Origin of the sequence: Alterotamlana spongicola, assembly GCF_035818475.1 — a bacterium.
In the GTDB taxonomy this organism is placed as follows: Bacteria; Bacteroidota; Bacteroidia; order Flavobacteriales; family Flavobacteriaceae; genus Cognatitamlana.
In genome coordinates this window covers 214782-236826 of record NZ_JAYMGV010000003.1, presented here as the reverse complement: position 1 = coordinate 236826, position 22045 = coordinate 214782, and the positions used below count along the sequence as shown (strand labels likewise).

Sequence of the window (22045 nt, the reverse complement as noted above, 5' to 3'; positions counted from 1 at the left end):
ATTTTATTACTCAAAAGTAATCTTAAGTATACGGTATTACAAAAAAAATAAAGACCTTTGGAATTCAATTTTATAACATGCGCCAGATAATTGTATTTTCTTTTAGTCTGCTTTTTTTAATTTCCTGTAAAGAGAAAAAAAATCAATCTTCTACTTTAACTGAAACTATTACCAAACAGGAATCTATAAAATATGCTAAAGGCTTTTCAATACAATACTATGATGGCTATAAGGAAATTATAGTGACCTCTCCCTGGCCTGGAAGCCAGGACGTGTATCGTTATCTTTTGGTGAACAAAGGGCAAACTCCCCCCAAGTATAATACTGAAAGTGATATTATTATTCAACTCCCTATCGAAAAGATTGTTGCCATGTCTACCACCAATATTCCTGCATTAGAATATCTGGAAGTGGATACTAAATTAGTAGGGTTTCCCAGTACAAAGTTTATTTCCTCTAAAAAAACGAGAGCTCGGATTGATAAAGGTGAAATCAAAGATTTAAATAATGATTTAGAGATTAACATGGAACAACTTCTTGACTTGCAACCTGAATTGGTTATTGGTTTTTCGGTTAATGGTAATGACAAAACTTTAAATCAGATAGAAAAATTTGGAATTCCGGTTGTTTTAGACGGGGCATGGACAGAACAACACCCTTTGGGTCGTGCCGAGTGGATAAAATTCATAGCTGCTTTTTTTGACAAACAAGACAAAGCAGATAGTATCTTTAACACTATTGAATCCAATTATCAAAAGGCTAAACAAATGGCCCTAAAGGTCAATGAAAGACCTATAGTATTTTCAGGCTCAATGTTTAAAGATGTCTGGAATGTTCCCGGAGGAAAAAGTTTTGTTGCTAAATATTTAGAAGATGCCAATACAGATTATCTTTGGAAAGCTAATAAAGCCAACGGAAGCCTTCAATTAAATTTTGAAAATGTATTGGAAAAAGCCCATAAAGCTGAATTATGGATTGGTGCAGGCTCTTTTGAAAATAAAACACAAATGACAAATCAACATAAAGGTTATAGTTACTTTGATGCTTTTAAAACCAATCAAATCTATACTTATACTAATAAAGTTGGACCAGAAGGTGGCTTGCTTTATTATGAATTAGGGCCGTTAAGGCCAGATATTATTTTAAAAGATATCATTAATATAGCACATCCGGGGTTATTGACTGATTATAAGAACTTCTTTTTTAAACGTTTAGAATAATTGCAATTTTCTAATAGATATACCATTTCATTTATTTTACTGGCTCTACTGCTGGTTATCTGTTTTTTTGTCAATATTAGCTTAGGTTCCATATCTATACCAAATAAAGTCATATTCAACAGTATATTTGGCACAATTGATAATACCTCATGGCAACATATTATTGTGGATTACAGATTACCTAAAGCTTTTACGGCAATAATTGTAGGTTCCGGCTTAGGAATTTCAGGACTCATGATGCAAACCTTATTTAGAAACCCATTGGCTGGTCCTTTTGTTCTCGGTATAACATCCGGGGCCAGTTTAGGTGTTGCTATGGTTACTATGGGCGCTTCATTATTTGGGGGTGTATTAGTAGGGATTTTAGCTTCAAAATGGAGCCTTGTAATTGCTGCTACTCTTGGGAGCTTTTTAGTACTTCTTACCGTTTTAATAGTATCAACAAAGGTAAGAGACGCCATGGCTATTTTGATCATAGGGCTTATGTTTGGCAGTATTTCTGCGGCAGTTGTAAACGTACTTTCCTATTTCAGCTCCGCAGAAGAATTACAACAGTATTTCTTTTGGGGCTTTGGAAGCCTGGGGAATTTATCATGGAACGAATTGCTTATACTTTTTATACTTTACCTGATGGGTATTCTATTAAGCTTAACAGCCATAAAACCTTTAAATTCTTTGTTGTTAGGCGAAAATTATGCAAAAAGCTTAGGGTTAAATATCAAACAAAGCAGGTTACTAATAATAATATCAACAAGTTTATTGGCCGGAACCATTACTGCTTTTGCCGGACCTATTGCATTTATAGGACTTGCCATACCCCATATTACACGTCAGGTATTTAGTACATCAAACCATAAGATCTTACTACCTGCGGTGTTTTTATTTGGTGCCATAATCATGCTGATTTGTGACAGTATTGCCCAACTTCCGTCAAGTGACTATACCTTACCCATTAATGCTATTACCTCATTAATAGGCGCACCGGTTGTTATTTGGTTATTGGTAAGAAAACGAAAAATGATGTTTTAATTAGAAAAAATATAAAAATGAAAATCCCAAAAGAGCTAATACCGCTAGCTTATCAACTTTCAAAGAAAGTCTACGAAAATAGTTTGTCTCTTAAAGAGGCAAAAAGTTTGATTGTTGGTGATAACAAAATGAATTCAAATTCAGCTGCTGATTATATTAATAACTTCAGATGTCTAATTGAAGGCAAAAAGTTTACTAGAACTTTGAATGCATTTTCAATGGAATATTTCTTTGATAATATCTTTAAAGATTATGGCTTAAATGGTCTTTCCAATGCCTTAATTGCATTACAGACACATATTGAATATTATGAAAATATCCAAAATGTAAAAATGCATAAAATGAGAGAGATATACACTAAATATTCTTCGTTATCCATTGAAGATATTGATATTTATGAACAGAATGAAATTATAAAAGCTCTCAATTTAGAAGAAAAAAACAGGAAACAAATAATAAAAGAATTAAAAAGTTTAAAACCTACTGATCCAGAAATAGTAACAATAAACAGTAAATCATTTAAAAGGAATAATAAAACTATTGCACAAATAAAACTTTTACGAAAGTTTAAATGTCAAATATGTTCAACATCAATTAAGAAAAAAGATGGAACATTATACATTGAAGCTGCACACATAAAACCTAAAAATAAAAAGGGGCATGAAACATTAGATAATATACTATTACTTTGTCCTAATCATCATAAAGAATTTGATTATGGAAAAAGAGAAATTCTAGAGCATACCCAAGAAATGATTCATTTCAAACTTAATGGAACAGAACATAAAATACCGCTTTTAATCGAATAGACTTCAACAAATCAGTGAGTTTAAAAAACAAACATATCGTTCTTAAAACAGAAGATTTATCCATTGGATATGCCTCAAAAAAGAACACCAGAGTTATCGGTTCTAATATTAATATTGAACTTCTTAAAGGTGAGCTTGTCGGATTGGTAGGTGCCAACGGTATAGGAAAGTCAACTTTACTACGTTCGTTGACAAAAGTACAACCTAAGCTAAGTGGAAAAATATCAATTAATAACAAAATACTGGAAGCCTATTCAAATCTAGAATTAGCTAAGGTATTAAGCTTGGTTCTAACCGAACCTTTATCTTCAAAAAACCTGACGGTATTTGAACTTGTAGCATTAGGCAGACAGCCTTACACCAATTGGATTGGTAATTTTTCAAAAACAGATATTGAAATAGTAAACCGGGCACTTTCTCAAGTAAACATTGAAGCATTAAAAAACAAAAAGTGTTTTGAATTAAGTGATGGTCAACTTCAAAAAGTAATGATTGCCCGCGCTTTGGCTCAAGATACCGATTTGATCATTCTTGACGAGCCTACAACGCATTTGGACATGTATCACAAAGCATATATTTTAAAACTACTTCAAAAGCTAGCCAAAGAAACCAATAAAACCATTTTATTCTCATCACACGAAATAGATCTAGCCATCCAACTTTGTGATAAAATGATTGTCATGGGAAATAATACTGTGGTTTCAGATGAGCCTTGCCATTTGATTTCTAAAGGTACTTTTGATACTTTATTTCCCAAAGATTTAATTGCTTTTGATGAGAAAACCGGAAGTTTTAGGGTTAAAAAATAAGAATGTAGAAAAACAACTTTCCAAATATAAATCTTCTATGACCTCGGTTTAAAGTTCGAACTAAAAAAATTATATTTGAATATATTTCTTTTTTTAAATGAATGACAGTATAATTCTTATTATCTCTATCTTAATAGCCACAGGTATTGGAGGGTACTTTGGCATGCTCATTAATAAATTAAAAAATAAAAGTGAAAAAAGTACTTTAGAAGAGCGTCAAAATCAATTAGCTAATACCATAGCTGAATTAAAAAATTCTATTTCTAATATAGAAAATGAACGTGATAGATTAAGAGATGAAAGAGAAGCTCTGAATATAGAACTCGTTCAAAAAAGTACTGAATATGAAAACCTTGAACAGCTTAATACAAAACGTGAAGCCGAGTTAGAAGAACGCCAGGAACAATTACGAAAAGATTTTGAACTTTTGGCCAGCAAAATTTTGGAGGAGAAATCAAATAAGTTCACAGAACAGAACAAAGAGAATATCAAGAATATATTAAATCCGCTTCAAGAAAAAATACAAGGGTTTGAAAAGAAGGTTGAAGCTTCACAGAAAGAAAGTATTAGTATGCATTCTGCTTTAAAAGAACAACTACTCGGACTAAAAGATTTGAACCAACAAATGACCAAAGAAGCCACCAACCTGGCCAGGGCGCTTAAAGGCGATAGCAAAATGCAGGGAAATTGGGGGGAATTAGTTTTAGAACGTGTTTTAGAAAAATCAGGCCTTGAAAAAGACAGAGAATATTTTGTTCAGCAAAGCTTTACTCTGAATAATGGTTCAAGAGTTTTACCTGATGTTGTTTTGCATTTACCAGATGGTAAGAAAATGATAATAGACTCAAAGGTATCTTTAACAGATTATGAACGGTTGGTAAACGCTAATGAAGAAGATAAAGCACCATATTTAAAAGCACATGTCAATTCTATAAAAAAGCATGTTGATCAGCTCTCAGAGAAAAACTATCAGGATTTATATGATATAGCATCTCCAGATTTTGTTTTAATGTTCATCCCCATAGAACCAGCATTTGCAGTAGTAGTCAATGAAGATAATTCTATTTACAACAAAGCTTTTGAAAAAAATATTGTTATAGTTACACCTTCCACTCTTTTAGCTACTTTACGTACTATTGACAGTATGTGGAATAATGAAAAACAACAGCGTAATGCTATTGAAATAGCAAGGCAGGCAGGAGCGCTTTATGATAAATTTGAAGGGTTGGTTACCGACCTAACCGGGGTTGGTAAAAAAATTGATGCTGCTAAAAATGATTACTCATCTGCTATGAATAAGTTGGTTGATGGCAGGGGCAACCTTATAACCAGTGTTGAAAAACTTAAGAAAATGGGAGCCAAAGCAAAAAAGTCTCTCCCGGAATCCATTATTAGACGTGCCGAGGAGGATGAAAGTTAAAATTAGTATTACTATGAAAATACTTATTAAACTAGGTATTGGCATTTTTCTTGTATTAGCCGGATATTTCTGTTTTATTTATTTTGCACATTACAGTGAAGGGGTAAGAGCAGGAAAACTCATTAAATTTAGCAGGAAAGGCGTGTTTTTCAAAACTTTGGAAGGCGAAATTAGTCAGGGTGTTTCAGAATCCCAGTTTTTTATCTTCTCTGTTGAAGATAAAGAAACCCAAGTTATAGAAGACCTTAATAAATTTCAAGGTCAGTTTGTAAAATTACATTACTACGAACGCTATAAAACACTCTTTTGGCTGGGGGATACAAAATACTTTATTACTAAAGTTGAAAAATATCAGGAATAAGAACGAATAATTTTAAGAACACATGCATAAACACACAAAAGAGTCGCAGGTTGCTATTACACAACTCATGCTTCCGTCACACTCAAATTTTAGTGGTAAAATACACGGCGGACATATTTTAAATTTAATGGATCAAATTGCATTTGCCTGCGCTTCAAAACATTCAAACCATTATTGTGTAACAGCTTCGGTAAATCGTGTGGATTTTTTAAACCCTATAGAAGTTGGAGAATTGGTAACTCTAAAAGCATCTGTTAACTATACAGGAAGAACATCAATGGTTATTGGCCTTAGAGTTGAATCAGAAAATATACAAACCGGAAAAGTAAAACACTGTAATTCCTCCTATTTTACCATGGTAGCCAAAGACGAGAACGGAAGAAATGCGCCAGTTCCCGGTTTAATTTTAGACTCAGAACAAAGTATAAGACGTTTTGCACGAAGTATTGCCAGACAGGATCAGGCCAAAAAAAGATCTACAAAATTTAAATCTTCAGAATTTAAAATCGAAGAACATATGGAAATACTAAAAAAACAAAACGCAAAGATTGAACTTACAAAATAAAAGTAAGCGTCTTTTCACTTTAAAACGTAAAAGGCTTAAGTCAAAAATGACACTAAGTCTTTTTTTTATTTTAAAACTATCATGTTTACGTAATTCCGGTATATTAAATGTAAGATATTTTGTTTTATACTGTAAGGTTTAAAATATTAATACGACCATAAAGAACATATTTTATCAAGCACCCTATTACAAATGGCAAGAAATAAGAATAAATTATGGCTAATTATTCTTATCACCCTGATATTACTTACTATTGTTGGGATTATGTATATATATCAGGAGCACAGGGATATAAAAACAGAATCTCCCGTATTTGTTTTAACTTCAGGCGTTTTAATACAACAATTTTCAAGCAATACCTCAGAATCTGAAAAAAAATACTTAGATAAAGTTATAGAGGTTTCCGGTATAATATCCCACATTGACGGAAATAGTCTTACATTAAATGACAAATTATTTTGCTTACTTCAAAACCCTGTTCCTAATATAATCATTAACACTTCCACAAAGGTTAAAGGCAGATGCATTGGATATGATGATTTATTACAAGAGGTCAAACTAGATCAGTGTATAATCATAAATAATTAAACATATAATATGAAACCAACATATATTTTTATTTTTTTATTTCCATTATTTCTCTTTTCTCAAGAGGATTTATTAAATGAAATTAATTCTGACTCATTGCCTGACAGCAAGGTCGGTGCTGCTTTTAAGGGTTTAAAGATTGTAAATTTTGAATCTACTAAACTCGTTGCCAAAAAAGAATTCACGTTTATAGTCTCCCATAGGTTTGGTAGCTTAAAAAACGGAATTGATACCTTTTTTGGATTAGATGATGCCGTTACAAGATTAAACTTTGTTTATGGAATTGGAAATGGAATTAATATAGGTGTTTCCAGAAGCTCATTTCAAAAAATATACGAAGCCTCACTAAAATACCGTATAATAAATCAGGAAAAACATGTTTCTCCGTTTACAATTGTTGGTTTTAATTCCATTTTAATCAATACAGCACTGGATAAGGCAAGTTACCCACTTCTTGAATTTAAACATCGCTTGGGGTATACTGCTCAATTATTAGTATCCAGAAAAATAAGCACTAAGCTTTCCTTAGAACTTGCGCCAACATTATTTCATGACAATTTTGTAATTATAAACGAACAAGACAACACGCAATTTGCACTTGGTATTGGAGGACGCTATAAACTTACTAAACGTTGGTCTGTAAATGCTGATTACGGACTGCATGTTAATAGGGCAAGTAACTCGCCTTTTAAAAACCCGCTTTCAATAGGCATAGATTTGGAAACCGGCGGGCATGTATTTCAAATGCATTTTACCAATGCAGAAGGTATGAACACCAATTCCTTTTTAGGCCAGGCTTCAGGCAGTTGGGATAATGGAGATATTTTCTTCGGTTTTAATCTGAGCAGACGATTTTAAATGATTCAATTAAACTAAACATAAAGCTATGAAAACTAAACATTTATTTTACCTGATTGGAATTTCGATATTCCTTTTTAGCTGTTCGAGCAGTAGTCCTGATGATGTTACACCTCCTGACCCCGATCCGGATCCAACGGATAAAGTTACTTATGATGATGATATTAGTAGTATTATGAGTAACAATTGTACAAGATGCCATGGTAATCCCCCTTCACAAGGTGCTCCATTTTCATTAACAACGTTTACCGGAGTAAGTAGCAGAGTGGATAGAATTATTGCACGGGTAAATAGTTCTTCAAACCCTATGCCTCCGGACGGTCAAATTGAACTGGAATTGCGACAAAAAATCGAACAATGGAAAGATGATGGATTACTCGAAAATTAATGTGCTTTTTATAATCCTTTTATTTTGGGGCTTTAACCTTACATCCCAAAATAAATACTTAACAAAAACCGGTCATGTTTCATTTGAAGCATCAGTACCCTCATTTGAAGAGGTTAAGGCTGCAAATAAATCTGCAACTGCTATTATAAATACAGACAATGGTCAATTTGCAGCTTTAGTTTTTGTTAAAGGATTTCATTTTAAAAATGCACTGATGGAAGAACATTTTAATGAAAATTATGCCGAGTCTGATTCTTATCCCAAAGCAACATTTAAAGGTAATATCACTTCATTTTCTTTAAATAAGCTACATACAGTATCCGAATTTAAAATGGATGGTGAACTAAACTTTCATGGGAAAACAAAACCATTGAAAGATTTATTAATAAAAATAGAAAAAAGTAACGACACCATCTCTTTATCAGGAGAATTCAAAGTATTAGCATCTGATTTTGATATCAAAATACCAAAAATTGTAAGTAATAAAATTGCTCAGGATATTAACGTTTCATTTAACTTTACTTTGATAAAAAAATAAAAAAAGCCGCTTAAAAGCGGCTTTTAAAATCTCATTAAAATAATTTTATTTACTTAAATACATTTTTCGTCTGGAATATAAGTCATAAAAGGCATCATCCTTTAAACTATCTATAAACAAGATACTCTCTCCAGTACTTTTCATTTCCGGACCTAAACGCTTGTCTACATTAGGAAACTTATTAAAAGAGAATACAGGTTGTTTTATGGCATAACCATCTAATTGAGGTTTAAAATCAAAATCTGTTACCTTCTTTTCTCTCAACATGACTTTAGTTGCATAATTTACGTAAGGCTCTTTATATGCTTTAGCAATAAAAGGTACCGTTCTGGAAGCTCTTGGATTAGCTTCAATAATGTATACCGTATCATCTTTAATGGCAAACTGAATATTTATTAATCCCACAGTATTCAATGCTCTAGCTATGGTATGTGTATGATCTATAATTTGTTGCATCACCAAGTCTCCTAAATTAAAGGCCGGTAAAGTAGCATTGGAATCTCCGGAATGAACACCACATGGTTCTATATGTTCCATAATACCTATGATATACACATTTCCATCAGCATCACAAATAGCATCAGCTTCTGCTTCTATGGCGCCATCTAAATAATGGTCTAATAAGAGTTTATTATTAGGGATTTTTCTTAGCAGATCCACAACATGTTCCACTAATTCTTCTTTATTAATAACAATTTTCATTCCCTGCCCACCTAAAACATAAGATGGTCTAACCAATATTGGGAAGTTTAATTCATCTGCTAATTCCAAGGCTTCATCAGCATTTTCAGCAACTCCAAAGTCTGGATAAGGAATGTTATTTTCTTTTAATAACTTAGAAAAACTACCTCTATCTTCAGCTAAATCTAAAGACTCAAAGCTGGTTCCTATAATTTTAATTCCGTATTTAGTTAGCTTTTCTGCTAATTTCAATGCGGTCTGTCCACCTAATTGTACAATAACACCTTCAGGCTTTTCATGGCGGATAATGTCATAGATATGTTCCCAGAAAACAGGTTCAAAATATAATTTATCAGCAGTATCAAAATCTGTAGAAACTGTTTCAGGGTTACAGTTAATCATAATGGTCTCATAACCACATTCAGCAGCGGCTAAAACACCATGAACACAACAGTAATCAAACTCAATACCCTGCCCTATTCTATTTGGTCCGGAACCAAGTACAACTATTTTCTTTTTATCACTTACAATACTTTCATTATGGGTATATGTTTCACCATTAGCTTTCTCAACTACATTTTCAAAAGTAGAATAATAGTAAGGTGTTTTAGCTGTAAACTCTGCAGCACAGGTATCAACTAATTTAAATACACGTTGAATATTAAATTCATCCCTTTTATTATACACCTGACTCTCCAAACAACCCAACATATGGGCTATCTGACGATCTCCATACCCTTTTTGTTTTGCTTCAAGAAGTAAATCTTTATCTAAAGTTTCAATGGTATAGTTTGAGATTTCTTTTTCAAGGTGAAACAATTCTTCATATTGCTTTAAATACCACATATCAATTTTTGTGATATCATAAATCTGACTCAATGGAATACCCATGGCAATAGCGTCATAAATTACAAAGACTCTATCCCAACTTGCATGCGTCAATTTTTCAATAATCTGATTATAATCCCTATAACCTTTACCGTCAGCTCCTAAACCATTACGCTTAATTTCTAAAGATTGTGTTGCTTTATGCAAAGCTTCCTGGAAAGAACGTCCTATTCCCATAACCTCACCAACAGCTTTCATTTGTAACCCTAGCGTTCTGTCTGAGCCTTCAAACTTGTCAAAATTCCAACGTGGAATTTTAACAATAACATAATCTAAAGTTGGCTCAAATAAAGCTGAGGTAGATTTAGTTATCTGGTTATCTAGTTCATCAAGAGTATAGCCAATGGCAAGCTTAGTTGCTATTTTAGCAATTGGATACCCTGTTGCTTTACTTGCCAATGCCGAAGAGCGTGATACACGTGGGTTAATTTCTATAGCTATGATGTCTTCCTTTTCATCAGGGCTTACAGCAAACTGCACATTACAACCACCTTCAAAATCACCTATACTTCGCATCATTTTAATAGCCATATCACGCATCTTTTGATAGGTCCTATCACTTAATGTCATAGCAGGCGCAACAGTTATAGAGTCTCCTGTATGAATCCCCATAGGATCCATATTCTCTATAGAACAAATTATAACAACGTTATCATTTTTATCGCGAAGTAGTTCTAGCTCATACTCTTTCCACCCCATCATCGCCTTATCAATCATAACCTCATGAATAGGTGATATTTCTAATCCGCGACGTAGTAATTTATCAAAGTCCTCTTCTTCATAAACAATGGCTGCACCGGCTCCTCCTAAAGTAAAAGAAGAACGAATACATAATGGAAAACCAAACTCTTGAGCAATCTCTTTTCCTTTTAAAAACGATGTCGCTGTTGCCTGTGGAGCCATAGCTACTCCTATCTTCCCCATTAATTCTCTAAACTGTTCTCTATCTTCTGTTATATTGATTGCATTAATGTCAACGCCTATCAATTCAACCCCAAAATCCTTCCAAATACCTTTTTCATCAGCCTCAATACATAAATTTAAAGCTGTCTGCCCTCCCATTGTAGGTAATACGGCATCAATTTGAGGATGTTCTTTTAAAATTTCAATAATGGATTTTGTATTCAATGGTAACAAATAAACATGATCTGCCATAGAAGGATCTGTCATAATAGTTGCCGGATTAGAATTGATTAAAATAGTTTCAATTCCATCTTCCCTCAATGACCTTAGAGATTGAGAACCGGAATAATCAAATTCACATGCTTGCCCTATTATAATAGGACCTGATCCAATAATTAAAATAGACTTTAGTTTTTCGTTTTTCGGCATCTTCTTATTGTTATATATTGTATTTTTATTTGTTACAAAAATAGTAATCAGTAGATATAAAAAAAGGCGTTACACTTAAGTAACACCTTTATATTATCAACAAATTGTTAATCATTATTTTTTATGTCTAGTTTCAGATGATACAGACAATTTTTTTCTTCCTTTTGCTCTTCTACGAGCTAGTACCTTTCTACCATTAGCAGAAGCCATTCTTTCTCTGAAACCGTGCTTGTTTCTTCTCTTTCTTTTAGAAGGCTGAAATGTTCTTTTACTCATTGTCTTATATCTTTAAATCTGAAATTGTAATTTTTAATGCAATTGGCTTTCTTAAAAACCGAGGGCAAATATACGAAGCCTTTAGAACTTTGCAAATCATTTTTTAAAAAATATTTTAATTATTTTTTTTAGCCTACAAAAATACCTCAGACCTTTATTTATTTAGGGTAGCACTTTATTTTTGTTAAATCCACGTACACTTTTTTTCATAAAAATTTAGTTTCTTTGCAGTCTTAAAACAACTAAAGTGTTCATTCTGTACTGAAATAGCATCACTTTTTTATTCGAAATTAAGCATCATGTTCAACAAAACAATAAAACTAATCATCGCTGCAGGCATTATTGCTTATGCTGTTTATCAATTTATTGAAGGTTATATAGGTAATGGTATTATGTTTACTTTATTATCATTAATCTTTATATTCCTTTATTTTAAAAATGAATTTATCCTTTTAGCATTCTTAAGATTGCGTAAACAAGATTTTAATGGTGCTAAAAAATGGTTAGATAAGATTAAAAACCCCGAATCTGCACTAGTAAAAAAGCAGCAAGGGTATTACAACTATTTGCACGGTATTATGGTATCTCAAAGTAATATGAATGAAGCAGAGAAATATTTCAAGAAAGCTATTGCTTTAGGATTGTCTATGGACCATGATTTAGCCATGGCAAAACTGAACTTGGCGGGGATAGCTTTTTCTAAACGAAGAAAGCAAGAAGCTCAAAAACTACTTACAGAAGCCACTAAACTTGACAAGCAGGGCATGTTGACAGATCAAATAAAAATGATGAAACAAAACATGAAGCGCGCCCAAATGCCTAACCAACATTATGGAACTGGGGGATCAATAAGAGCTCAGAAAAGAAGAGGATAAACTGGCTGATTATTATATTACGATCTCCTTTGATTATTATTATTATCTATAATATCCTTCTTTAGGAATTTCAATGTGATATAACTTTCTGGATTTATTATTAAGATGTGGTTCGCGTAACCAAGGGTTATGTAATTTAAGTATTTTGTAATTAATACCGAATTTTTGCGCAAACTTTGAAAAGTCTGCTACCGCAGTATCTACCTCAACTTTAAATGTTGGAACCTTATTGTATAAATCTTTATCTCTAAAATTAAATCCATATTTATTGGGGTTTGAAAGAATCTCTTTTAGAGCAACAATTCTAAATACATATCTACCAGTTTCTTCACCTAGCAATAAATCATAATACCCTGAGACTTTTTGTTCTTTCAAACGTCTTGAAACACCTGCATTTCCTGCATTATATGCCGCTGCTGCAAGTGTCCATGAGCCTAATTGTTTTTTAGACTTTAAAAGATACTTACAGGCTACTTCTGTTGCTTTTTCAAGATTATAGCGCTCATCAACGTTTTTGTTAACTTCTAACCCGCTTTCTTTTCCGGTAGATGGCATAATTTGCCATACGCCTCTGGCTCCTGCCGGAGAAACTGCATTGGTTAACCCACTTTCAATTACCGCTAAATACTTAAAGTCATCAGGTATGCCATGCTTTGCTAATATCGGTTCTATTACCGGAAAGTACTTCTTTGCACGTTTAAACATTAACAACCCATTAGACTGCCAATAAGTATTAACCAACAATTCCCTGTCCATACGCTCATGAATGTCAGGATTCTTTAGAGGCATTGCTTCTCCTGCAAAATTTAAATTGTCTGGTATTTGAAGCGCATAAACATTATAATCATTTATAAGCTTAGTTTCAAAATTTTCATCGGTTGGAGCGTCTTGAAGGGCATAAATAAATAACGCGCATAAACTTAATAATCCCACAAACGCCAGTGATTTCTGTATTATCTTCATCTTTAATAAGTTTGATCTAAAGGTAAAAATTTTTCACTTAATCTGCTAAGATTATACCAGGTAAATTGGTATTAAACCATTTATATTTATTAATAATCATGATATGCGATCCATTTGGAATAATTATACAATTTGAGATATTCTTAATTGGAAAAACGGAATCATTATCTCCATGGATATGAACAATTTTTGGATGAGGTAATTTCTGGTTCCAACAAACCATCTCTTTAATTGCCCAGCTTAAATATTTACTATTATTTACGGACAGATATTTTTTATAGAGTTCAATGCGTTTAGTCATTTGTTTACCAAATGCATATTTTTCAAGAATATCAATTTTACTTGCCAGAGGTGTCGGTACTATTTTATATGCGCTTGTAGACTTAGCCAATAACATTCGTTTTGGCATTTCATGCATACTTTTTATGCTAGATACTATAATTAGCTTTCTAACCTTAATATACTTACTCATCTCCTGTACTAAAACCCCGCCAAAGGACACCCCTAACAATACAACATTTTCATATTTGACATGCTTTGACATTCTAATAGCATAAGCACTTAATGACTCATTTTCTAAAGGAACTATCCATTCTAAAAAATGGGCTTTAAATTGATCTTTAGGTAATTTGATATACTCAAATATTTTAGGGCTTGCAGCCATTCCGGGCATGAAATAAACATGTATTAATTCCTGATCCATAAGGCATTAACATTAAATTTACTTTTAGTTAACGATTATTTTTTGTACTTTTGCACAAAGTTAGAGAAATAGTGTTCACTATTTTATATTCCTAAGAAATAAAACAATACAAGATGGTTGAAGCTGCAGAATTAATTGACAATGATTTTTTACGTCAATATGAAATTAAGATTGACGATCAATTGGCAAAAATTGAATACTCACTACAAGAGCGAAAGATTTTTTTAACCAAATTAGTTATTCCGGAAAGCATCAATGATGAAGATTTTAAAAAAGATTTTTTATCTCTTGTTTTTGAACAAATTGAAGAACGTAATTTAAGTGTTGTACCTACCAGCCCCGAAATTGCTAAATTTGTTCGCAGCAATAGAAAATACAAACGTATGCTTCCTGTAGGTGTAAGAATTTAAATTAAATAAACAATAAAAAAACTGAAGCGAAAGCTTCAGTTTTTTTATTGTTTATTTTTTAGCTATTGTTTTACATAAACCAAAGTTAAATCCTTAGTCTCAATAATCTGGGTTAAATCTGAATTATATATTTCTAGGCTCTTTTCAAAAACAATAGAAATTTGGTTTCCTTCAATAAGCGCATCAATTTCTCCTATTTCAACATGATTTCCATTGACTTTATATGAAGTTGCCAAACTAATAATACCTTCTGTATCACAAGTTACATCAAAGCTATATGTATTTGTTTCTTCGTCTAATAAAGCTATTTCTATATCCGGACTAAAGGTCGTATTCAAAGATACAATTCCATTAGGTTCAAAAAGCAACGTTTCATTTTTAGTACAGTCAATTTCGTTTAAAAGGTTAGTATGCACTACCCCATCATTATTCATATCAAAACCGCCAACAATATTCCACGCACTTAACTTCCATACACCTTGTATATTAGAGTCGTTTTCATTTTGCACATCATCAGAAGAACAACTGGCTACACAAACCAGTATGAGCGCAATACCTAAGTTTAAGATTAATTTATTCATATTGGGGCATGACTATTAATACTCCAAATGTATAAAGGCCATTTACGTTCACATAAAAAAAAAGCCAAATGGGTAAAAATCAGGGTGTACTGTAGAAAAAAATTAAAACTAGCCTGAAAAAACCTCTAAAAATTCAAACCTTACTAAACCATCATCATCAATTTCTGTAAGCTCCACTTGATGCAGTGTGTTCACCAACTCAGGGTTCCAGGGGGTTTTTACTTTTACATAATTTTCAGTGAAACCATGGATATAACCTTCTTTATTTTCGCTTTCAAATAACACTGTTCTGGTCGTTTTTAGTTGACTTTCGTAAAACGCGCGACGCTTTTTAACAGACAAGCCCCTAAGCATTTTACTACGTTTGCTTCTTACATTATTTGGCACAACACCTTTCATTTGAACAGCTTCAGTATTATCTCGTTCAGAATAAGTAAATACGTGTAAATATGAAATATCTAAGTTTGTCAAAAAGTTATAGGTTTCTAAAAAATGTGCATCTGTCTCTCCTGGAAAGCCAACAATAACATCAACGCCAATACAAGCATGCGGCATCACTTCCTTTATTTTTGAAACCCTGTCAACATACAATTCCCGCATATAACGACGCTTCATTTTTTTAAGGATTTCATTACTCCCAGACTGTAGTGGTATATGAAAATGGGGGACAAATGCTCTTGAATTTGAAACTAAATCAATGGTTTCATTTTTTAATAAATTGGGTTCAATTGAAGAGATACGTAAACGTTCAATACCATCTACTTTATCTAATTGGGTAACTAAATCTAAAAAGGTATGCTCATGCTTTTTATTACCAAATTCCCCTTTTCCATAATCCCCAATATTAACTCCGGTCAATACAATTTCTTTAATATTTTGTTTTGAAATCTCTTGAGCATTTTTCAAAACATTGGCCATTGTATCACTACGAGAAATACCTCTGGCCAAAGGAATTGTACAATACGTACATTTATAATCACAGCCATCCTGTACTTTTAAAAAAGCACGTGTTCTATCACCAATGGAATAGGAACCTACATAAAAATCGGCATCTTCAATTTCACAAGAATGCACTTCACCAAAATCATTTTTTGTAAGGTCATTGAGATAGTCTGTAATCTTAAATTTTTCAGTAGCACCAAGTACTAAATCTACTCCGTTAATATCAGCCAGTTCCTGAGGTTTTAATTGCGCATAACAACCAACTGCCACAACAAAGGCTTGAGAGTTAGACTTTTGAGCTTGCTTAACAATTGTTTTAAACCGCTTATCTGCATTTTCAGTAACCGAGCAGGTATTGATAACATATATATCTGCCTTTTCTGAGAAATCTACCCTATCAAAACCTTCATTCTTAAAATTTCTGGCAATTGTAGACGTTTCTGAAAAATTCAATTTACAGCCTAAGGTATAAAAAGCAACTTTTTTATTCATTTATTACATTTGTTTCCATGACCATGGAAATCTCATTATATTTACTTCTGACTAAAAGTCTGCAAATTTACAACTAATAAATTATATGATAAAACCTAATTCAAGACAAATAATTTACTATTTATCAATCAGTTGTATAACATTTCTATTTTTTTCATGCGGAAATAATTCAGAACCAAATAAAGATCACCTTGTTTTCAGATATAATGAATATGCTAATATCAACACCTTAGATCCTGCTTTTTCAAGAACATTACAGGATAATAGTATTTGTAATCAATTATTTAACGGGTTGGTTCAATTAGATGAGCAATTAAATATTTTACCCTGTATTGCAAAAAATTGGACTATTTCAGATGATGGTATAACCTATCGATTTAATTTACGTAATGATGTCTATTTTCACAAACACCAATTGTTTGAGAAAGACTCTACAAGAACAGTAAGTGCTAAAGATTTTGAATACAGCTTAAACCGTTTAAGAAATAAAAAAATTGCTGCACCCGGAAGTTGGGTCTTAAATAAAGTAGACCGTTTTTACGCCATAAATGACACTATATTTGAATTAAAACTAAAACAAGCCTTCCCTGCCTTTATTGGGTTATTGACAATGAAATACTGCTCAGTTGTTCCTAAAGAAGTTGTGGATTTTTACGGTTCTGAATTTAGGTCGCACCCTGTTGGCACGGGGCCTTTTAAATTTAAACGTTGGGAGGAAAACATTAAACTGGTTTTAAGAAAGAACCATAATTATTTTGAGAAAGACGAACTAGGCACCCCCTTACCTTATCTGGAGGCAGTAGCACTTACGTTTTTGCCGGATAAACAAAGTGAGTTTTTACAATTCGTTCAGGGCAATCTTGATTTTCTTAACAGCTTAGATGCATCGTATAAAGATGAATTACTAACAGCTACTGGTGATCTTAGAAATAAATATACTTCACAAGTTAATATGATTAGAGGCCCATATTTAAACACTGAATACCTTGGGTTTTATCTTGATTCTGAAACACCGGAAATACAGTCACCTTATATTAGAAAGGCTATTAATTATGGGTTTGATCGAAAAAAAATGATCACTTACTTACGCAATGGTATTGGTAGCCCAGCCAACGGTGGTTTTATCCCTCTAGGCTTACCCGGGCACAATAAATCTATTGGTTTTACCTACCAACCTAAAAAAGCAAAGCAACTCGTTGAGCAGTTTAAAAAAGAAACTGGTATAACAACACCTGAGATCTCCTTAGTGACTACAAGTAATTATCTTAGTTTTTGCGAATTTATACAACGAGAACTTGAAAAAACCGGATTAACCATCAATATTGATGTAATGCCAGAAGCTTCTTTACGTTCAGCCCGTTCTAACGGGAAAGTAGATATGTTTAGAAGTTCATGGATTGCAGATTACTTAGATGCAGAAAACTACCTTTCTATATTTTATAGTAAAAACTTTGCTCCTAAAGGTTCTAATTATTTTCATTATAAAAATACTAAATTTGATAGCTTGTACAATAAAGCCTTTACGATAACCGATATTGAAAAACGAAAACATCTATATACTGCCATGGACGCTTTAGCCATGGAAAAAGCTTTAATGGTTCCTTTATATTATGATGAAGTTATACGTTTTACCAGAAAAAATGTAAAGGGATTAGGCATTAACCCCATTAACTTACTGGATTTAAGGCGGGTTAGAAAGGACTAACTACTTTTTTTATCTTTTTTTCTAATAATATCCCTGATACTATCAAATATAAGCCTGTGCCATAAAACAGCATAATTAATGTACCCTGTAAAGGCACATCTGTTTTAAAAGTCTTAATAACCATGATGCCCTCTGACATCATATAGATGATAACACCAAAAAACACATTTAAATAACTGGCTTTATCGACTACATCTTTCCTTAAAAACGTAAATTGAAATAAGAGTAGAGATATAAAATAACTTATAATCACAGGCACAAAAAAGTTTTTTAAACCATCATAAAGAAAGCTCACTAAACCAACTGTATAGATAAACATTATAATTGAGAACGGGATCAACCTGGTAACTTTAAAGTCAGATTTATGTGAAAATCTAAAACTTAAAAAAAGCTTACCAAAAGTAAATAACAATAAGCTGACACTTAAAAAAATAACATTCATGTGATTTATAATTAATATATCACCCATAAAAAAGCAAACTAAACTGATTACGGTCCATAAATAATCACTCCTTTTCACTTCTGATTGATTGGAATAATAGTACAATATTAAAAGTAATAATACCGGAGGCTTTGAAATATACCGATAAGGAAAAACTGGGCAGCATTCTTTAACCAGAATATCTATGGTAAGTATGGTAAAAAAAAGTATTCCGAACTGCTTTCTACTTTTAAGAATCTTTTGAATATAACTAGTTAGGGGCACGGTTAAGTTGGTTGATTGGTCGATGGTAATTTATAAAACTTAAAGGTAAAATACAAAAAATACCTTCTCTAAACATGACTCCATGTTTAATATCCTTTTAAGCTTTAAAACAACAAACCTTAATATACCAAACTAACAAACTGTATTACAAATGGTTAACATGATTCACATTCCCTACTAGTCTTAAATTGTAGAATTCAAAACAGTAAACAGAAATCTTATTCAAAATAGTTCTTAGAAACTACTCGCGTCTGTATTTTTTTGTTTCTTCAAAAACGTGTTCTAAAATAGCTTTATCCTGGCTTGTAAATTCCAGCTTTCGCCGCTCCATGACAATTGTGGCCACTTCAAACGCTTTTTTTGTTAAATACGTTGTAAATCCTCTATGACCTCCCCAACTAAAACTTGGTATAAAGTTTCTAGGAAAACCGCTACCAAAAATATTAGCACTTACACCAATAACAGTCCCTGTATTAAACATAGTATTGATACCACATTTGGAATGATCTCCCATCATTAGGCCACAAAATTGATGACCTGTTTTCGCAAACCCTTCAGTTAGATAATCCCATAAACGTATTTCTGCATAATTATTTTTTAAATTGGAGGTGTTAGTATCTGCCCCTAAATTACACCATTCGCCTATAACAGAATTCCCTAAGTAACCATCATGGCCTTTATTAGAATAACCAAACAATACGGCATTATTAACTTCTCCCCCTATTTTACTATAAGGCCCTACTGTTGTTGGCCCATAAACTTTGGCTCCTAATTTTATAACAGAATATTCACATAATGCTAAAGGACCACGAATAATAGCACCTTCCATGATCTCAGCATTTTTACCAATATAAATTGGGCCTTTTCCAGCATTTAATGTTGCAAATTCTAATGTAGCTCCTTCTTCAATAAATATATTTTCTGCCCCAATAATATTATTGCTTGCCGGAATAGGTTGCGAGGTTCTTCCTTTAGTTAAAAGTGCAAAGTCTTCTTGAATAGCTTCCCTATTTTTTGAAAAGATATCCCAGGTATTAGCAATTTCAATAATATCTTCATTAAATTCAATGGCTTCATAATTTTCAAAATCAATATCATCTTGTGCCTCTTTTGTAAAAAAGGCGATCACATTTTCTTCTTTAAAAATGGCTTGATTTTCTTTTAGATTTTTTATCATTTCCACCAACTCTAGATTTGGCAAATATGATGCATTTATCATAACATTTTCATCCATCTCTACCATAGGATATTTCTCAGATAAATATTCCTCAGTTATTGTAGTAGTGGTATATTCCAGATATGCCTCCCACTTCTCCCTAATGGTCAAGATCCCAACCCGTATATCTGCTACTGGTCTTGTAAAAGTAAATGGCAATAAGCTGTTTCTTGAAGGGCCATCAAAAAGGATATAATTCATTGTTCAATTAGAGGTTAGAAGTTAATTTTGGACTCAAAAGTAGCTTAAAAGCTTAAAATAAAAAAGCCTTTCTATATATAGAAAGGCTTTTTTATTTTTTATTAACGTTAAGTTATTTTTTAAACTTAGCGTATTTAGTTTTGAATTTATCAATACGACCAGCAGTATCTACCAATTTAGATTTACCGGTATAGTAAGGATGAGATGTTCTGGAGATCTCCATCTTAACTAATGGGTACTCAACACCATCAACTTCAATAGTTTCATTAGTATCAGCAGTAGACTTTGTTAAAAATACATCGTCATTTGACATATCTTTAAATGCTACTATTCTATAATTTTCTGGATGTATACCTTTTCTCATCGCTAAATGCTTTTTATTCTTTTCAATTTTGGAAGTGCAAATTTAAGTATTTTTTATAAATGCACAATACTTTTTATGTTTTTTTATTTACAATACAAATGTAACGTTTTGATACATTTTGGATACTAATGAATTCTATATAATTTATTGTAAAAATAAACAGATATTAATTAAATTGTCAACCCCTCTTTTCGATTAAAATATAGGGGATTGATAAAACTAAATTATTATCTACAACGCCATACATCGAAAACAACTATATTCCAATACACGCCATTCCATACAAAATCTACGTGAGTTGATTTTGTACAGTCTGGTGCTTCATTAACAGCATAAACTGAGATACTAAGAAATAATCCAAGAAAGAATGCAATAAGTAGTTTTTTCATAATTACAAAGTTTAAAATTATGACACTCATGTATGAAATAATTTATTTTAAAGAAGTTTTATACTACAATTAGTATTTATTTTATTTTTACATTTGACCCTACAAACCCAATTTATGTAACTTTTTAATAATTTAGTATACTAACAAGTCAACTAACAAAATAATCATAAATATTATGGAAAAATCTTTAAAGTCTATTGCTACTAATCATGGGCTGTATTTGGGAATTGCTTTATCCCTTTGGACAATTTTGGGATATGCTATTGATTTAAGCTTACTCGTAAACTTCTGGATTAATCTTTTAGTAATCCCTCTTGTTATAATTGCTACAGGCATTTTTGTTATTGGAAAATGTAAATCAGTATCTAAGGGGTTTATTAGTTTTAAAGGTGCTTTTACCTCGTTCTTTATAACCGTATTGGTTGGTATTGTAGTTAGTTCTTTGGTAAGTATTTTGTTATTCAATTTTATTGATCCTGATGCTGCTTTAGCAATCAAGGAGATGGCAATTGAAAAAACCGTTACAATGATGGAGGGCTTTGGTGCTCCTGCTGATAAGATAGACGAGCAAGTTGAAGCTATCGAAGCACAAAACCTATTTTCAATAAAAACTCAACTGTTTCAGTTAGGCCAAGGGCTGGTTTTCTTTATAATAATAGGTTTAATTGCAGCAGCAATTATGAAAAAAAGTGACCCTGACGCAGAATAAATTCAGTATTTTTGAATATTATTTTGA

25 protein-coding genes are annotated in these 22045 nt (G+C 32.2%); 15 read left to right on the top strand and 10 right to left on the bottom strand.

Annotation, left to right across the window (positions count from 1 at the left end):
* Positions 1 to 77 precede the first annotated feature (77 nt).
* The 11 genes from VOI54_RS15205 to VOI54_RS15155 all read left to right on the top strand — a co-directional run bounded on the left by VOI54_RS15205 (position 78) and on the right by VOI54_RS15155 (position 8585).
* The gene (locus VOI54_RS15205; protein ID WP_326283894.1) at positions 78 to 1220 is read left to right on the top strand and encodes an ABC transporter substrate-binding protein; all 1143 of its coding nucleotides are present in this window, start codon (positions 78 to 80) and stop codon (positions 1218 to 1220) included.
* The gene (locus VOI54_RS15200; protein WP_326283892.1) at positions 1221 to 2249 is read left to right on the top strand and encodes a FecCD family ABC transporter permease; all 1029 of its coding nucleotides are present in this window, start codon (positions 1221 to 1223) and stop codon (positions 2247 to 2249) included.
* Positions 2250 to 2266: 17 nt separating this feature from the next.
* Positions 2267 to 3058 (top strand): HNH endonuclease, encoded by a 792-nt coding sequence (locus VOI54_RS15195; protein ID WP_326283890.1) that lies wholly within the window; start codon positions 2267 to 2269, stop codon positions 3056 to 3058.
* A gap of 14 nt (positions 3059 to 3072) precedes the next feature.
* Entirely contained in the window at positions 3073 to 3867 is a 795-nt protein-coding gene (locus tag VOI54_RS15190; RefSeq protein WP_326283888.1) for an ABC transporter ATP-binding protein, read from the top strand.
* A 97-nt stretch (positions 3868 to 3964) separates the two neighbouring features.
* On the top strand, positions 3965 to 5287 hold the full coding sequence (locus VOI54_RS15185; protein ID WP_326283886.1) for a DNA recombination protein RmuC: 1323 nt from the start codon (positions 3965 to 3967) through the stop codon (positions 5285 to 5287).
* Positions 5288 to 5300: 13 nt separating this feature from the next.
* Positions 5301 to 5648 (top strand): 6-phosphogluconate dehydrogenase, encoded by a 348-nt coding sequence (locus VOI54_RS15180; RefSeq protein WP_326283884.1) that lies wholly within the window; start codon positions 5301 to 5303, stop codon positions 5646 to 5648.
* Positions 5649 to 5670: 22 nt separating this feature from the next.
* Positions 5671 to 6213, top strand: a complete 543-nt coding sequence (locus VOI54_RS15175; RefSeq protein WP_326283882.1) for an acyl-CoA thioesterase — start codon at positions 5671 to 5673, stop codon at positions 6211 to 6213.
* A gap of 192 nt (positions 6214 to 6405) precedes the next feature.
* Positions 6406 to 6801, top strand: coding sequence for an OB-fold protein (locus VOI54_RS15170; RefSeq protein WP_326283880.1), 396 nt, complete (start codon positions 6406 to 6408; stop codon positions 6799 to 6801).
* Between the two features lie 9 nt (positions 6802 to 6810).
* A complete protein-coding gene (locus VOI54_RS15165; RefSeq protein WP_326283878.1) occupies positions 6811 to 7659 on the top strand; it encodes a DUF5777 family beta-barrel protein in 849 nt (282 codons plus the stop codon).
* A 28-nt stretch (positions 7660 to 7687) separates the two neighbouring features.
* Positions 7688 to 8047 carry a hypothetical protein gene (locus VOI54_RS15160; protein ID WP_326283876.1) on the top strand — a complete coding sequence of 120 codons (360 nt, stop codon included), beginning with the start codon at positions 7688 to 7690 and terminating at the stop codon, positions 8045 to 8047.
* Positions 8025 to 8585 (top strand): YceI family protein, encoded by a 561-nt coding sequence (locus VOI54_RS15155; RefSeq protein WP_326283874.1) that lies wholly within the window; start codon positions 8025 to 8027, stop codon positions 8583 to 8585. Before VOI54_RS15160 ends, VOI54_RS15155 begins: the two co-directional genes overlap by 23 nt.
* A 45-nt stretch (positions 8586 to 8630) precedes the next feature.
* On the opposite strand, the gene carB is transcribed toward VOI54_RS15155, so the two are convergent.
* Entirely contained in the window at positions 8631 to 11486 is a 2856-nt protein-coding gene (carB, locus tag VOI54_RS15150; protein ID WP_326283872.1) for a carbamoyl-phosphate synthase large subunit, read from the bottom strand.
* Positions 11487 to 11600: 114 nt separating this feature from the next.
* Positions 11601 to 11762 (bottom strand): 50S ribosomal protein L34, encoded by a 162-nt coding sequence (rpmH, locus tag VOI54_RS15145; RefSeq protein WP_027878648.1) that lies wholly within the window; start codon positions 11760 to 11762, stop codon positions 11601 to 11603.
* 299 nt (positions 11763 to 12061) lie between these two features.
* Here rpmH and VOI54_RS15140 point away from each other — a divergent pair, with 299 nt between their 5' ends.
* Positions 12062 to 12637: a DUF2892 domain-containing protein gene (locus tag VOI54_RS15140; RefSeq protein WP_326283864.1), complete on the top strand. Its 576-nt coding sequence runs from the start codon at positions 12062 to 12064 to the stop codon at positions 12635 to 12637.
* Positions 12638 to 12679: 42 nt separating this feature from the next.
* Here VOI54_RS15140 and VOI54_RS15135 read toward each other — a convergent pair whose 3' ends face one another.
* Positions 12680 to 13600: a lytic transglycosylase domain-containing protein gene (locus tag VOI54_RS15135; RefSeq protein ID WP_326283862.1), complete on the bottom strand. Its 921-nt coding sequence runs from the start codon at positions 13598 to 13600 to the stop codon at positions 12680 to 12682.
* A gap of 37 nt (positions 13601 to 13637) precedes the next feature.
* Entirely contained in the window at positions 13638 to 14303 is a 666-nt protein-coding gene (locus tag VOI54_RS15130; RefSeq protein WP_326283860.1) for an alpha/beta hydrolase family protein, read from the bottom strand.
* A 113-nt stretch (positions 14304 to 14416) separates the two neighbouring features.
* Here VOI54_RS15130 and VOI54_RS15125 point away from each other — a divergent pair, with 113 nt between their 5' ends.
* On the top strand, positions 14417 to 14713 hold the full coding sequence (locus VOI54_RS15125; RefSeq protein WP_326283858.1) for an N-acetyltransferase: 297 nt from the start codon (positions 14417 to 14419) through the stop codon (positions 14711 to 14713).
* 62 nt (positions 14714 to 14775) lie between these two features.
* Here the strand turns inward: VOI54_RS15125 and VOI54_RS15120 are convergent, their stop codons facing one another.
* Both VOI54_RS15120 and mtaB read right to left on the bottom strand, forming a co-directional pair.
* Positions 14776 to 15294: a hypothetical protein gene (locus VOI54_RS15120; protein WP_326283856.1), complete on the bottom strand. Its 519-nt coding sequence runs from the start codon at positions 15292 to 15294 to the stop codon at positions 14776 to 14778.
* 108 nt (positions 15295 to 15402) lie between these two features.
* On the bottom strand, positions 15403 to 16728 hold the full coding sequence (gene mtaB / locus VOI54_RS15115) for a tRNA (N(6)-L-threonylcarbamoyladenosine(37)-C(2))-methylthiotransferase MtaB (protein WP_326283855.1): 1326 nt from the start codon (positions 16726 to 16728) through the stop codon (positions 15403 to 15405).
* Between the two features lie 85 nt (positions 16729 to 16813).
* Between mtaB and VOI54_RS15110 the strand changes: the two genes are divergently transcribed.
* On the top strand, positions 16814 to 18433 hold the full coding sequence (locus VOI54_RS15110) for an ABC transporter substrate-binding protein (RefSeq protein ID WP_326283853.1): 1620 nt from the start codon (positions 16814 to 16816) through the stop codon (positions 18431 to 18433).
* Here the strand turns inward: VOI54_RS15110 and VOI54_RS15105 are convergent.
* The 4 genes from VOI54_RS15105 to VOI54_RS15090 all read right to left on the bottom strand — a co-directional run bounded on the left by VOI54_RS15105 (position 18420) and on the right by VOI54_RS15090 (position 21309).
* Positions 18420 to 19139, bottom strand: coding sequence for a lysoplasmalogenase family protein (locus VOI54_RS15105; protein WP_326283851.1), 720 nt, complete (start codon positions 19137 to 19139; stop codon positions 18420 to 18422). The genes VOI54_RS15110 and VOI54_RS15105 overlap by 14 nt on opposite strands.
* Before the next feature lie 241 nt (positions 19140 to 19380).
* Positions 19381 to 20556, bottom strand: coding sequence for a GlmU family protein (locus VOI54_RS15100; protein WP_326283850.1), 1176 nt, complete (start codon positions 20554 to 20556; stop codon positions 19381 to 19383).
* Positions 20557 to 20668: 112 nt separating this feature from the next.
* Positions 20669 to 20920: a type B 50S ribosomal protein L31 gene (locus VOI54_RS15095; protein WP_326283848.1), complete on the bottom strand. Its 252-nt coding sequence runs from the start codon at positions 20918 to 20920 to the stop codon at positions 20669 to 20671.
* Positions 20921 to 21147: 227 nt separating this feature from the next.
* Entirely contained in the window at positions 21148 to 21309 is a 162-nt protein-coding gene (locus VOI54_RS15090) for a hypothetical protein (RefSeq protein ID WP_326283846.1), read from the bottom strand.
* 175 nt (positions 21310 to 21484) lie between these two features.
* On the opposite strand from VOI54_RS15090, the gene VOI54_RS15085 reads away from it, so the two are divergent.
* The gene (locus VOI54_RS15085; RefSeq protein WP_326283844.1) at positions 21485 to 22018 is read left to right on the top strand and encodes a DUF4199 domain-containing protein; all 534 of its coding nucleotides are present in this window, start codon (positions 21485 to 21487) and stop codon (positions 22016 to 22018) included.
* The last annotated feature ends 27 nt before the right edge of the window (positions 22019 to 22045 follow it).